Consider the following 13,021-nt stretch of genomic DNA (forward strand, 5'->3'; position numbering starts at 1 on the left):
GCTTCCACCGGGAGCCGTGCAGCGAGTAATATGTCTATATGGGATTCCTCTATACGTCGTTACCTTTGTGGTTAGCGATAGGCGGCAACCTTGCCGCCGTGGTCCTGCTTGCGCTCGCGGCGCGGAAGAAGTCCTTCGCGCGGTTGCACGACGACACGCTGCAGCATCTGTGGCTTGGCATGACCGTGGCGATCGCGGTCATGTGGGCCACAAACGCATGGCTGAACGATGGCCCGGTAATGCATTTGCTTGGCGCAACACTGATGGTCACGCTGTTTGACTGGTCGCTTGCGCTGGTGTCGATGGCGGCCATATGCGCGCTCGTGGCGGCGATCCTCGGCACACCATGGCATGGCGTGGGTCTGACCTTTGTCATATTCGGGGCGGTGCCGGTCTTCGTCTCGACAATGCTACAGCGGGCCATTGCCGCATGGTTACCGCGAACCTTGTTGGTGTTCATCTTCGGCCACGGCTTCGTGACCGCCGCGCTGGCGCTGGGCGCCGCCTGTGCCGGCGCACTGGGCCTGCAGCTGATGCTAGCCCACGGCGACACGGCCGTGATCCCGCCCAGCTACGGGATAGCCGTCGTCGTGCTCGCCTCCGGCGAAGCGTGGTTCTGCGGCATGTTGACCGCGCTGTTTGCCGTCTATCGCCCGGCGTGGGTCACCACGTACGATGTGCGCCGCTACCGGTTCGATCGCAGCCACGTGGACCGGGGCCCGCGCGCCTGACTCAGCGGCCTGTCGATCCGCTATATCGTGTGCAACAGTTACCGTGCTATGCCGCCGGCCACGGTACGCCCTCTGTTTTGCGTTAAGATGGCACTCCAGCCCAACCGCGGGCATCTGAGCGTATCCAAGTCCGGACCCGACACCGCGTGCGAATCCATTGGCCGCACGCGCGCTCACATCGACCGCGGCTTTTTTATGGCACCTAGCAACCAGAATTAGATGGATCATCACTCTACGTCGCGCCCGATGCAGCGACTGATCGGCGCCATCGCGTCATGCGCGCTCGCAGCCATGGCAATCGCCATTCCCACGATGGCCCGCGCCGACCAAGTCGAACACCACAACGAACTGGTCTACCAATTCATCACCCAAATGAGAGCCAATCCGCTGGTCGCGGACTGCGCGGCGCACGGCGACTTTGTCGTCGGCACGTCGAGCGCGTTCGACCACGTCGAGTTTCCACGCAGCTCGTTCGATCCCGCGCACGCCGGGGTCAAGCCATGGAATGGCTCGTTCGACCGGGGCAAGCAACGGATCAAGGTCGACTCGATCGTCACCGTCGAAGGGGTCGGCGTGCGCAAGGATGGTTCGACGATGCCCAACGCGCTAAAATTCCGCTGCGGCTACGTCGACGCGAAAATGCTCGCGTTCAGTTGGAACGATCCGGTCGCGCCGTTCAAGCGCGCTGCGCCGAGCCGCCAGGCCGGCAAGACCAAAAAGGCGCTGCGCGGCTCGGGCCGCAAGAGTCCAGCGAAGGCGGCGGGCAAAGGCAAGAAAAGCCGGCGGCGCTGAGCCCGCCATGCACGCACCCGGGTGTGACGAACGCTGCGCTCACGATGCCGCGGCGCGTCACATCACGTCGTTGCGTCACGTGATATGACGTCACATCGCGTCATATCGCGTCGAGTTGCCAGCCGATGGCCTGCAGCATCGCCGCGCCCAGCGACGCACTGCGCGCCCCGTTCCAGCCGACGCGCGGATCGGGCAGGTTCGCATCGTCCTTGAATGGCATTTCAAGCGTGAGTGACAGGCACTTGAAGGTGTGGCCGACATACTTGGAGGCGAGCTTGAGCGCATCCTGCTGGTAACGCCCGGGCTTGTATCCGTGCTCATCCTGGAAATGCGCGCTAGCGCGCTTGAAATGGCCGATGAATTCGTCTTGCACGCGGCGTTGCGCGTCAGAGAAATCGGGCAGCATTTCCGAGCCAGCGACGAAGACGTATGGCAGCGCTTCATCGCCATGGATATCGAAGAACATGTCGCAACCGCTCGCATGGATGGCATCGCGTACGGCCAGCACCTCGGGGCTGCGGCGCGGGTCCGGCTGCAACCATTCCCGGTTCAGGTCCGCGCCGGCGGCGTTGGTACGCAAGTTACCCAGTGCGCTGCCATCCGGATTCATGTTCGGTACCACGTGAAAAACCGCGTGTTCGAGCACGATGCGGCCCAGCGGGTCACCCCGCCAATCGCCAAGGCCGCACAAGCGCTTGAGCAGACCCTCAACGAACCACTGCGCCATCGTCTCGCCCGGATGCTGCCTCGCAATGATCCAGATGTTGCGCTTGTGCGGCGCCGGCTCGCCAACGGTCAGCAAATCTAGCGCACGGGCCTGCACGGTGCGGGTCAGTTCGGTCAGGCGCACGCCGGGCTGCTGGACCAGCGTGTCAACCCACTGCGCATGTCGCGCATACGGATACGGCTCGAAATACGCGTAATAGATCCGGTCGCGCGCCGGCCGATGACAGATGCGCAGCACTTGACCGTCATACGTGGTAGGCACCCGGAACCAGTCGATGCCATCATGGCTCGCGACAGCCTGATAACCGTGCCATCCGTTTGGAAATGCACTATGCGATGCGTTCTCGAACGTCATTGTGCAGTCCACGTCCTTCGCACCGCTCAGCGAGAAATAGAACCACTGCGCAAACGCTGCCTGCGTGTCGGCGCGCAACCGCAACCGGATGTCGTCCGCGCGCTCGCACGATACGACATCGATTGCCCCTGAATCGAATTGACTGCTGATGTGAACGCTCATGGGTCGGATCCGCAACGAATGAAGTCAGCCAGCCTGCTTGCGACGAAACACGTAGGTTGAATCGTTCGATGCGTTCGCATCAAACCGGTAGCCGTCGGCGTCGAACGCGACTAGCCTGGCCGGCTCATCGATCCGGTTCACGACTGCGAAGCGGGCGAACCTACCGCGCGCGCGCTTGGCATAAAAACTGATGACTTTGTATTGACCGTTTTTCCAGTCCTCGAACACCGGCGTGATTACAGGTGCGTCGAGCTGGCGCAGCCTGACCGAGCGAAAATACTCGTCCGACGCGCAATTGATCAATACCCGCGCGCCATGCGCGCGCTTGAGCTGCGCGTTCAGCGCCGCGGTGATCTTGTCGCCCCAGAACGCATACAGGTCCTTGCCGCGCGGGTTGGCGAGCCGCGTGCCCATTTCGAGCCGGTACGGCAGCATCAGATCGAGCGGACGCAGCACTCCATACAAGCCGGAAAGCACGCGTATATGACATTGTGCATACTCTAGGTCGGCGACGGACAAGGACCGCGCGTCGAACCCGTCGTAGACATCGCCATCGAACGCAAGCATTGCCTGCTTGGCATGCGGTGGCGTAAACCGCGCGGGGGACCAGTCGCCGTACCGCGTGTAGTTCAACCGCGCGAGCGGATCAGAAAGACGCATCAATGTGCCGATTTGCTGTGGCGAGAACGTACGCAACTGCGCGATTAACTCGGCCGAGTCGTCAAGGAACGCCGGCAGCGTATGCTTGCGCAGATGGGACGGGGTGTCATAGTCCAATGACTTGGCGGGCGACAAAACGATTATCATGGAAGGCCGACTAAAAAAGCATCGCGCGGCGTGACCGGCCGCGAGCGTTGCCATTGTATCGAGAATGACGCCATCCCGTTTCGCTCCGCCGCCGCCGATGGACTCTGTCGCCCCATCGAGCGCCCCTGCGTCTGCCTTCGTCCGTCCACGCGTGGTGCTCGACACGAACGTGTGGATCGACATCCTGGTATTCGACGATCCCGCGACCCGCTCGATTGCAACCGCGTTGCAGAACGGCGGCCTCGACGCCGTGCAGGACGAGCGCTGCCTCAACGAGTTGCAGCGCGTGCTCGACTACCCGCAGTTCGTGCGCTACGCGATTGACAAGTCGGCGGCACTCGCGCGGCTCGCTCGGCTCTGCACGCGCGTCGCGCCGGCGCGACACGCGGAGGGGGGTGCCGCAACGCCCGTGCCGAAAACAGGGACGAATGCGGGCGCCAGTGCGCACGCCGCCCGCGCCACGCCGCGTGCACTGCCGCTGTGCCGCGACCGCGACGACCAGAAATTCCTCGAATTGGCGCATGCCACAGCCGCACAGTGGCTGGTCACCAAGGACAAGGCGTTGTTGAAGATGGCGCGCCGAATGGCGCGCGATTTTGACTTGCGCATTGTGCAGCCGGCCCACTTTGTTGCGGCCACAGGCCTTGCCCAGCCGGCATCGGCAGGCGATGCGATGCGCGAGCCTACCGTACAATAAGCTTACTGGAGCCGACCATCCGGTCGGACGGCCCCCTCTATCCAAACGACGCTTACGCCATGAACGCCTCGCATCGCCCGACCGATACGTCGCCCCGCGTCCCCCCCTTCCCTTCGCGGCTGCCGCAAGTCGGCACCACGATCTTCACGGTGATGAGCACGCTCGCGTCCGAGGCCGGCGCCGTCAACCTGGGTCAGGGGTTTCCAGATTTTGACTGCGACCCGGCGATCATCGATGCGGTCGCACAAGCGATGCGCGACGGCTTCAACCAGTATCCGCCGATGGCCGGTCTTGCGTCGTTGCGCGATGCGATTGCCGCGAAGATTGAGCAGCTGTACGGGCATCGTTACGATGCGGCCAGCGAAATCACGATCACCGCGGGCGCGACGCAGGCGCTGCTCACCGCCGTGCTGTGTTGCGTGCAGCCGGGCGATGAGGTGATCGTAATCGAGCCTTGCTACGACAGCTACTTGCCGGCAATTGAACTGGCCGGTGGCAAACCCGTGTTCGTGACGCTGGACGCACCCGATTATCGGATTGCGTTCGACCAACTCGCCGCGGCGATCACGCCGAAGACACGGCTGATCATCGTGAACACGCCGCACAACCCGACCGGCACGGTCTGGCGCGACAGCGACATGCGGGCATTGCAGGACATCGTGCGAGGTACAGACATCCTGGTACTGTCCGACGAGGTCTATGAGCATATGGTGTTTGACGGCGCCCGCCACGAGAGCGTTGCACGCTATCCGGAGCTTGCGGCGCACAGCTTCGTCGTATCGAGCTTCGGCAAAACCTATCACGTGACCGGCTGGAAGCTCGGCTACGTTGCCGCGCCGCGTGAATTGAGCGCCGAGTTCCGCAAGGTCCACCAGTTCACCGTGTTCACGGTGCATTCGGCCACCCAGGCAGGCGTCGCCGCGTACATGGCTGATCCAGCGCCCTACCTGACGTTGCCGGCGTTCTACCAGGCCAAGCGCGACTTCTTTCGTGCCGGCCTGGAACGCACGCGTTTTAAGCTATTGCCATGTGAAGGCACATATTTCCAGTGCGTCGATTATTCGGCGATCTCAGCATTGCCAGAGGCGGAGTTTGCCAGGTGGTTGACCGTCGAGATCGGTGTTGCGGCAATTCCCATGTCCGCGTTCTATCATCAGGCGCACGACGCCGGCGTCGTGCGCTTTTGCTTCGCCAAACGCGAAGCGACGCTGGCGAGCGCGCTCGAGCGCCTCGCCGCGCTGTAGCAATGCGGCGCGCGCCCTATCCGAGCTGCACCCGCGCGGCTCAACCGGCTTTGTCGCGCAGCGCATCGTCGCCACGATCATCCATATCGCGTGCAACATCGTCCAACAGCAGATCGCCACGCCACAGCACATCGATTTGGCCGTGATGCTGGGCTTCGGCTATCCGACAGGGCCGCTGGCGCTCAGCGATGTGTTGGGTGCGACGCGCATCCTCACGGTTCTGCGCCTTTCTGCGCCACACTGAACGGTCCACGCTACCGGCCGTCGCCTTGGCTGGCACGCCGCACGCAACTGAGCTTGTCGCTGCTGCATGTCAAAAGCGACGCCCCTTAACATGAAGGAGTCCACCGATGACCGCCGAATTGCTCGCCACCCGCCGGGATGCAACGCTCGTGCTCACCCTATCCAATCCAGGCGCACGCAACGCGTTGCACCCGGACATATACGCCGCCGGCATCGAGGCGGTCGATTCGGCCGAGCGCGACCCGGAGATCCGGGCCGTCGTGCTAACCGGCGCCGACGGTTTTTTCTGCGCGGGTGGCAACCTGAACCGGCTGCTGGAGGACCGGGCGAAGGATCCATCAGTGCAGGCCGATAGCATCGACCTACTCGGCGCGTGGATCAGCGCGATCCGCGCCTCGCGCAAGCCGGTGATTGCCGCGGTCGAAGGGGCGGCGGCCGGCGCGGGTTTCTCGCTCGCGCTCGCCTGCGACCTGCTGGTGGCGGCGGACAACGCAAAATTCGTGATGTCGTATGCGCGCGTCGGACTCACGCCCGATGGCGGCGGCTCATGGTTCCTGTCCCAGGCACTGCCGCGCGCACTGGCCACCGAGATCATTCTGGAAGGCAAGCCGGTGCCGGCGCCGCGCCTGGCCGCGCTGGGCGTAGTGAACCGGCTCAGCGCGGCAGGCGCGGCGTTGGAGACCGCGCTCGCATGGGCCGAAGAGCTGGCGCGGCTGTCGCCAAACGCGGTGGCCCGGATCAAGACGCTCGTCGAGGATGCCTCCAGACAACCACTGGCCGAGCATCTGGTCGCCGAACGGGACCATTTCGTCGCGTCGCTGCATCATCGCGATAGTCTCGAAGGGATCAACGCGTTCCTGGAAAAACGCGAAGCCCGCTACAAATGATCTCTGGTGTAATGCGCGGCCCGGCTCGTGCCGCGCATCGGCGCCGCCACCCCAACGGAGCGCGCGCGTGAACCCTCCCGCTTATTGCCCGTCCATCGCAGGATGCACCATGGCGACGTAACGCACTACGATGACTCAGGCCGTGCGACCGATCCGGACGCGCCGAAGCACTGGCCGCAGTCGCGCGTGTCGTATCTGGAAGACGCAGACGGTGCGTCCCACGTGTGAGCCTGAACCGTGACGCTGCAACCTAGCTGGTTCTATGCTTAAATGGCGTGCATCTCGCAGCCGACAGCGCTCGATGCGCTGCCGGCGTCATGCAAACATTCAACTTTCTACAGGACGGGGCGCCGAAAGCGCGCGCGGGCCGGACCCGCGCACGGGGGACGCGCCTCGATAAGCGACATGATCGATGTTTACAGCTGGGCCACGCCGAATGGCCACAAGGTCCACATTATGCTTGAGGAGCTGGCACTGCCCTACACCGTCCACGCAGTCGATATCGGCGCGGGCGACCAGTTCAAGCCCGAATTCCTGGCAATCAGCCCGAACAACAAGGTCCCGGCGATCGTCGATCACGAGGGGCCCGGTGGCAAGCCGATCGCGCTGTTCGAATCGGGCGCGATCCTGATCTATCTCGCGGAGAAGACTGGGAAATTCCTACCTGCCGATCCGGCCCAACGTTATGCGACATTGCAGTGGCTGATGTTCCAGATGGGCGGACTCGGCCCGATGCTCGGACAGGCGCACCACTTCCGGATCTATGCACCGGAGCAGATCGAATATGCGGTCAATCGCTACACGAACGAAGCGCGGCGGCTGTATGGCGTGATGGAGAAACAGCTCGGCAAGCATCCCTATCTGGCCGGTGATGACTACACGATCGCGGATATCGCGGCGTTCCCGTGGACGCGCTCTTGGAAGAACCAGGGAATCGATCTCGACAGCTTCCCGAACGTGAGCGCATGGCAGCAACGCATCCATGCGCGGCCCGCGGTGCAGCGGGGCGTCGAAGTGCTGGTATCCGCGCGCAAGGCGCTGACCGACGACAAGGCGCGCGAAGTCCTGTTCGGCGCCACGCAGTACGCGCAGCGCTGAAAAGGCCAGATTGGCAGGCCGCGGTCCGGCGCGTGCCAGCCGCTCAAAACGGCTAGCCGAACGTGACAGCCAGCCTCGTATGGCCCGCTACCCAACTGTGCCACACCACCACATCGATCGCCTGCCCGTGGGCGCCGCGATGATGGCATGCGCTCGTCTCGCCGCGTGCGGGGGCGCGCCGCCGAAGCGCCACCCGGCTCATTGAAGCGGCTCTTTTAACAACGCTGGCAACGGCAGCGGCGTCACGTCGATGCCTTCGTCCAATAGGGCCCGCGCGTCGTCGGGCGTCGTGACCCCGCGGATGCCGCGGGCCGGCGCCTCGTCATAGTGGATTCGCCGCGCTTCCTGCGCAAACTGCTCACCGACGTCTTCCGTGTGTTCGATCACCTGCCGCATCATCCGCAGCCACCGCGCCTGCAACTCGCTCACATTCAGCGGCTGCCCGCCGGCACCCGGCGCACCATCGCGTGGCACCGGCGCGGTCGCGCCCGACAGGTTCAATCGGGGCGCCGATGGCACGCGATGCACCGTCTTCGACCCGCACATCGGACACTCGACAAGGTGCCGCTCCAGTTGCGACTCGAAGTCCTCAGCCGACTGGAACCAGCCTTCGAACCGGTGCGCGTGCTCGCAGGTTAAATCGAGAACTTTCATGCCCATGACAACGTACGATCCAATGTAGCGCAATCCGCGCAATTTGTGCACGATCGCTCGAAATTAATCGGACCGTGACCGACCATTCTAGCGCGTTTGCGCAAGGTGAGTCTCACCCGTTCACCGCCCGCCACGCCGCGCGTTGCGGCGGATCCACGCGACTGCGCGCGCCGGGCCGGGCCGGTTGCGCAGCGTCAGGTCGACTGCACGGTATTCTCCGGCCACGCCGAACAAGATCTTCTTCAGCCAGAACGCGCCGAGAATCATCTTTGCGTCACTCACCTCACCGCGCCGGATCCACTCATGCAATATGGCCGGTTCGACGGCGATCGGTGACGACCACCGAACGATGACATCATTGGCCGTCCCGTTTACTCCGATGCACCACCCCGGGATCGTCCCCTATAACACCGCTCATTGGGGGACGTTGCAACGACCCGGTTGAATCCGCCCACGCGTTATCGCGCCGAACGAAACAACAGAGCAACAATTACGGCAATCTGCTATCGAATAAATACTTTCTGATTCGTAAAGAAACTCGCGCGCGTATCACTTGCCGCCCGTATAGCACACGCTTCCGCAACCGGCCATATCACATGCAACTTCCTATTGCTATTTTCATACAAGTATGCAATCCTGCTCAGCGACATAGCCTAAAAACAACATTGCGCTCTGCTCTGCTAGAGTATCCGACATGACATAGTGATCATTAAGTAAACAAATCCATTTGGCATGTTGGATTTCACTTATTAAGTGGAGCAATGCTGAATAAAGTTTAGGTTTTGACTGATACAGTTAATTTTGTGTATTGCAGCAGTACCAATTCAGCCTCCCGGGGGTGATCCGATGCTACTACAATGCCATGCTGGAAGCAGCGAGTACGTGACACATGTCGGCAAAGCAGCGATGCCAACTCGTTACGGAAATTTTGTTGCCCATGCATTTCGTTCGACAAGCGATAACAATGAGTATCTCGCGCTGGTGATGGGTGACGTTTGCCAACGTGAATCAGTACTGACGCGACTGCACTCCGAGTGCCTCACCGGTGATGTACTAGGATCACTGCGCTGCGATTGTGGTGAACAATTGGACGCCGCATTACGCCATATCGCATCTGAAGGCGTTGGCGCGCTATTGTATTTGCGAGGCCATGAAGGACGCGGCATTGGCTTGTGTAACAAAATTCTTGCATACGGACTCCAAGAACAAGGACTTGACACCGTCGATGCCAATCGCGACCTGGGTTTGCCGGATGACGCGCGCGAGTATGACTGCGCGGCGAGCATCGTGCGCCAACTCGGCATCCTGTCGGTACGGCTGATGAGCAACAATCCGGATAAGTTTGAAGCGCTGCAGCGCCATGGCATTCCAGTATGTGAGCGCGTTGACCTCGCAATTGCATTACGCGAGGAAAATGAGCGTTATATCTGGACTAAGCGCAATCGTTTCGGGCATTATTTTGACGAGAGTGAGCTTCAGTGCCCGTTGTCATTGTAGTTAGTTCGGCGCTCACTGCAATATACTCATCGTTTTACGTGGTGAGCGCCAATTAAGGACGTGGAATCGCCAATTAAGGCAATCCTTTTTATTTATACGCTTTTATTCAGGCTGCTTGTGTTGCAATGCCCACATTTGCGCATATAGGCCACCTGCATTCAGCAATGTTCTGTGGGTGCCACACTCAACGATACGACCTTGATCCATAACAAGAATCTGTTGCGCATGCGTAATGGTCGACAGACGATGCGCAATGATTAGTGTTGTACGATGACGCGCAAGCTGTTTCAACTCGCGCTGAATCGCACGCTCGGCACGTGAATCGAGTGCTGAAGTCGCTTCATCAAAAATGAGAATAGGCGGCTTTTTTAGCAAGGTACGGGCAATTGCGATGCGCTGTTTTTCACCGCCAGATAATTTCAAACCACGCTCACCCACTATAGTGGAATAGCCAGCGGGCAAGCTTTCAATAAAAGCATGAATATGAGCGGCGCGCGCAGCCGCTATCACTTCTTCTGGCGACGCAGACAACCGTCCGTACGCAATATTGTAATAGATCGTGTCACGGAAAAGCACCGTATCTTGCGGCACAATGCCAACGGCCGCGCGTAGCGAGTCTTGCGTCACAGCCCGAATGTCTTGGCCATCAATCAAAATACGACCAGCGCCATGCTCTACATCATAAAAGCGAAGCAACAGCCGTGCGAGTGTCGACTTACCTGAGCCGCTATGTCCGACAATTGCGGTCGTCGTACCCGCTGCAATCGTAAAGGTGACATCCCGCAAAATTTGCCGTTGCGGTTCATATGAAAAACTGACATGCTCAAAGCGTACTTCAGCGCTTCTTACAGCAAGCGGAGATGAACCTTGAATATCGTCAACTTCACGTCTGAGCCTTAACAAAGAAAACATCTGATCCATATCGGTCAGACTTTGCTTCAAAGTTCGATACATATTCCCCAAAAAACTCAGCGGAATATATATCTGCAACATAAATGTATTGATTAACACAAAGTCGCCCAATGTCAATTGCTTATCCACAACCTGCTGCGTCGCCCTCCATAAAACGGCAATCATGCAGATTGCAATAATCGACTGCTGGCCAAGATTCATGAACGAAAGCGATTTCTGCGATCGAACTGCCGCATCATGATAAAGCATCATGCTTTCATCATAGCGCTGTACTTCGTGTTGCTCGTTACCAAAGTTCTTGACTGTCTCGTAATTAATAAGCGAATCAACCATTAGCGTATTGGAGCGTGAATCAAGCTTATTCATCTCCTGCCTTAAACGCGTACGCCATTCTGTCACCATCACGGTAAACGTGATGTAAGCCGCAAGCACGGATAGCGTGACGACCGTATAATAGATGTCGTAACGAATAGCAAAAAAAATGAGTACCAATATGACTTCAACACATATTGGCAGGATATTATAGAGCGAATATGAAACAAGCGTCTTGACGCCACGCGTGCCTCGCTCAATATCGCGCGATAGGCCACCTGTTTGCCGCTCAAGGTGAAAACACAACGACAACGTGTGCAGATGCCGGAATACTGCGAGTGCCACTTGTCGCGCAGCGTTGTAAGCCACTTTTCCAAAGATAATTTCACGCAGCTCAGCAAAAAGCGAGCTTGATAAACGCACGACCGCATAAGCGACAATAAGAAAACTCACGCCGTGGAACAAGGAAAATGACGATTCCTGCGTTGCCAACCGGTCAATTTCTGATAATTGGTCGACAATCGCTTTCATCACCACCGGAACCCCTAGATTAGCGAGTTTTGCGGCAACCAGACAGGCAAGTGCGAAGGCGACGCGCCCTTTATAAACCATCAAATAGGGAAATAGCGCAGCGATTGTCTGCCAGTCGCCGCGCCAATTCGAAGATGACAAGGGAGAAACAAAAGCCCAAAGGCGGCGCATGCGSTAGTGGATAGTGCATTCTTCGTGAGTGGTTCAGCAAGCGTTTGCCGTACCGCATGCCATTGATCATTTTTTATTTCTGTATAGCCATCAACCTAATTAATAAAAAATTATAGTCAATGTGATTTATGCGGTGCTGTGCTGCACAACGTGAGCTGTCTGTCGATTGTTTCGGTGATGTTCAACGCAAGCCAGCACGTGTCGCGCAAGCGCGATACGCTCATCAGGTGTTGTCATGAGCGTCTTGACTTTATTGACTGCCACACGATCCTTACGCAAAAGATCATGATCGCATTCATCCAACGGATCAATCACCAGCAGATCAAGGAAATCAGCATAAAGCGAAGCAATCTCGCCAACCGAAACACTCATGCCCAGTTCATGCATCATCTTAGTCAACGGGCCTTTGACTGCTTCACCACCGACAAGCGGCGCAACAGCTAAAACAGGCACATTACACGCATGCAGCCTGTCACGCACGCCCGGTAATGCCAGAATCGGTCCAATGCTGACAAAAGGATTCGAAGGGCATAAGATTACGCCAGCCAGGTCAGGCGTACTCAACGCTGCTTCAAATGGCGACGATAAACGTGCTAGCGAAGCCCCTTCAAAGCGGAACCCCGACACGCGTGGCTCACATCGCCGTTTAACGAAATACGTCTGGAAAGGCAAATCGCCTTCGTCTGTCTCAACGATGGTTCTGACCGGATCATCAGACATTGGGACGATTGAATGCTTGACACCTAACGCTTTCGCAATGGTCTCGGTTACATCACACAAGCTGGCACCACCGTCAAGCAAGCTGCGCCGATAAAGATGCAGCGCAAGGTCCTTGTCACCCAGCTGGAACCAAACCGGTCCGCCCAAACGAGCGAGCGCTTCTTGCGAAGACCAGCTCTCGTTCGCCCGCCCCCATCCTTTTTTTGCATCTGCCACATCGGCCAGCGTATAGACAACCGTGTCCAGGTCTGGACAGATGAGCAAGCCAAGATGCTCAAAATCGTCGCCCGTGTTCACAACGATCGTCAACTCGTCGGCAGAAAGCACCTGCGCTAGACCATAGGCCAGCTTAGCGCCGCCCACCCCGCCGCACAACGCAACATACTTTGCCATTATCTTCCTGCGTAAAGATCAAGCATTTCTCTGACCCAAACCGATCACCCTTCCGATCGTGTCAAACCGAATAGCGTCTGTCTAATTTA

Annotated in this window: 13 protein-coding genes and 1 pseudogene; 8 read left to right on the forward strand and 6 right to left on the reverse strand. The window is 59.0% G+C overall.

Going from position 1 to position 13,021, the window contains the following annotated elements:
• Positions 1–38 precede the first annotated feature (38 nt).
• Positions 39–731 carry an energy-coupling factor ABC transporter permease gene (locus tag RBRH_RS08895; protein WP_013435864.1) on the forward strand — a complete coding sequence of 231 codons (693 nt, stop codon included), beginning with the start codon at positions 39–41 and terminating at the stop codon, positions 729–731.
• A 219-nt stretch (positions 732–950) separates the two neighbouring features.
• Positions 951–1,523 carry a BspC domain-containing protein gene (locus RBRH_RS08900; RefSeq protein WP_013435865.1) on the forward strand — a complete coding sequence of 191 codons (573 nt, stop codon included), beginning with the start codon at positions 951–953 and terminating at the stop codon, positions 1,521–1,523.
• 100 nt (positions 1,524–1,623) lie between these two features.
• Here RBRH_RS08900 and RBRH_RS08905 read toward each other — a convergent pair whose 3' ends face one another.
• The gene (locus tag RBRH_RS08905; protein ID WP_041753716.1) at positions 1,624–2,766 is read right to left on the reverse strand and encodes a M14 family metallopeptidase; all 1,143 of its coding nucleotides are present in this window, start codon (positions 2,764–2,766) and stop codon (positions 1,624–1,626) included.
• A gap of 24 nt (positions 2,767–2,790) precedes the next feature.
• Positions 2,791–3,573, reverse strand: a complete 783-nt coding sequence (yaaA, locus tag RBRH_RS08910) for a peroxide stress protein YaaA (RefSeq protein WP_041753717.1) — start codon at positions 3,571–3,573, stop codon at positions 2,791–2,793.
• Between the two features lie 151 nt (positions 3,574–3,724).
• Between yaaA and RBRH_RS08915 the strand changes: the two genes are divergently transcribed.
• From RBRH_RS08915 to RBRH_RS08935, 5 genes and pseudogenes are all read left to right on the forward strand, one after another.
• Entirely contained in the window at positions 3,725–4,270 is a 546-nt protein-coding gene (locus RBRH_RS08915; RefSeq protein WP_041753718.1) for a PIN domain-containing protein, read from the forward strand.
• A gap of 59 nt (positions 4,271–4,329) precedes the next feature.
• Positions 4,330–5,514, forward strand: a complete 1,185-nt coding sequence (locus tag RBRH_RS08920; protein ID WP_013435869.1) for a pyridoxal phosphate-dependent aminotransferase — start codon at positions 4,330–4,332, stop codon at positions 5,512–5,514.
• Between the two features lie 34 nt (positions 5,515–5,548).
• Positions 5,549–5,847, forward strand: a pseudogene (locus RBRH_RS20255) (3-hydroxyacyl-CoA dehydrogenase family protein); the annotation flags it as partial.
• A 17-nt stretch (positions 5,848–5,864) separates the two neighbouring features.
• On the forward strand, positions 5,865–6,644 hold the full coding sequence (locus RBRH_RS08930; protein WP_013435871.1) for an oxepin-CoA hydrolase, alternative type: 780 nt from the start codon (positions 5,865–5,867) through the stop codon (positions 6,642–6,644).
• A 405-nt stretch (positions 6,645–7,049) separates the two neighbouring features.
• Positions 7,050–7,742 carry a glutathione binding-like protein gene (locus tag RBRH_RS08935; RefSeq protein ID WP_041754390.1) on the forward strand — a complete coding sequence of 231 codons (693 nt, stop codon included), beginning with the start codon at positions 7,050–7,052 and terminating at the stop codon, positions 7,740–7,742.
• A gap of 198 nt (positions 7,743–7,940) precedes the next feature.
• Here the strand turns inward: RBRH_RS08935 and RBRH_RS08940 are convergent, their stop codons facing one another.
• Together RBRH_RS08940 and RBRH_RS19840 are read right to left on the reverse strand one after the other, a co-directional pair.
• Entirely contained in the window at positions 7,941–8,396 is a 456-nt protein-coding gene (locus RBRH_RS08940; protein WP_041754391.1) for a DUF1178 family protein, read from the reverse strand.
• A gap of 120 nt (positions 8,397–8,516) precedes the next feature.
• Positions 8,517–8,678: a hypothetical protein gene (locus RBRH_RS19840; RefSeq protein ID WP_191287742.1), complete on the reverse strand. Its 162-nt coding sequence runs from the start codon at positions 8,676–8,678 to the stop codon at positions 8,517–8,519.
• 564 nt (positions 8,679–9,242) lie between these two features.
• Between RBRH_RS19840 and ribA the strand changes: the two genes are divergently transcribed.
• Complete coding sequence (gene ribA / locus RBRH_RS08950; protein WP_041753720.1) at positions 9,243–9,893, forward strand: GTP cyclohydrolase II; 651 nt, start codon at positions 9,243–9,245, stop codon at positions 9,891–9,893.
• Between the two features lie 102 nt (positions 9,894–9,995).
• Here the strand turns inward: ribA and RBRH_RS08955 are convergent, their stop codons facing one another.
• Both RBRH_RS08955 and cofD read right to left on the reverse strand, forming a co-directional pair.
• Positions 9,996–11,819, reverse strand: a complete 1,824-nt coding sequence (locus tag RBRH_RS08955) for an ABCB family ABC transporter ATP-binding protein/permease (protein WP_013435879.1) — start codon at positions 11,817–11,819, stop codon at positions 9,996–9,998.
• 126 nt (positions 11,820–11,945) lie between these two features.
• Positions 11,946–12,932 (reverse strand): 2-phospho-L-lactate transferase, encoded by a 987-nt coding sequence (cofD, locus tag RBRH_RS08960; RefSeq protein ID WP_013435881.1) that lies wholly within the window; start codon positions 12,930–12,932, stop codon positions 11,946–11,948.
• Positions 12,933–13,021 lie beyond the last annotated feature (89 nt).

It is taken from the genome of Mycetohabitans rhizoxinica HKI 454 (genome assembly GCF_000198775.1).
GTDB classification, from domain to species: domain Bacteria; phylum Pseudomonadota; class Gammaproteobacteria; order Burkholderiales; family Burkholderiaceae; genus Mycetohabitans; species Mycetohabitans rhizoxinica.

What these genes read in the sequence shown, in the direction of transcription:
- RBRH_RS08895 (WP_013435864.1), top strand. Translation starts at nt 39, where the DNA reads ATGGGATTCCTCTATACGTCGTTACCTTTGTGGTTAGCGATAGGCGGC.
- RBRH_RS08900 (WP_013435865.1), top strand. Translation starts at nt 951, where the DNA reads ATGGATCATCACTCTACGTCGCGCCCGATGCAGCGACTGATCGGCGCC.
- RBRH_RS08905 (WP_041753716.1), bottom strand. Translation starts at nt 2,766, where the DNA reads ATGAGCGTTCACATCAGCAGTCAATTCGATTCAGGGGCAATCGATGTC.
- yaaA (WP_041753717.1), bottom strand. Translation starts at nt 3,573, where the DNA reads ATGATAATCGTTTTGTCGCCCGCCAAGTCATTGGACTATGACACCCCG.
- RBRH_RS08920 (WP_013435869.1), top strand. Translation starts at nt 4,330, where the DNA reads ATGAACGCCTCGCATCGCCCGACCGATACGTCGCCCCGCGTCCCCCCC.
- RBRH_RS08930 (WP_013435871.1), top strand. Translation starts at nt 5,865, where the DNA reads ATGACCGCCGAATTGCTCGCCACCCGCCGGGATGCAACGCTCGTGCTC.
- RBRH_RS08935 (WP_041754390.1), top strand. Translation starts at nt 7,050, where the DNA reads ATGATCGATGTTTACAGCTGGGCCACGCCGAATGGCCACAAGGTCCAC.
- RBRH_RS08940 (WP_041754391.1), bottom strand. Translation starts at nt 8,396, where the DNA reads ATGAAAGTTCTCGATTTAACCTGCGAGCACGCGCACCGGTTCGAAGGC.
- ribA (WP_041753720.1), top strand. Translation starts at nt 9,243, where the DNA reads ATGCTACTACAATGCCATGCTGGAAGCAGCGAGTACGTGACACATGTC.
- RBRH_RS08955 (WP_013435879.1), bottom strand. Translation starts at nt 11,819, where the DNA reads ATGCGCCGCCTTTGGGCTTTTGTTTCTCCCTTGTCATCTTCGAATTGG.
- cofD (WP_013435881.1), bottom strand. Translation starts at nt 12,932, where the DNA reads ATGGCAAAGTATGTTGCGTTGTGCGGCGGGGTGGGCGGCGCTAAGCTG.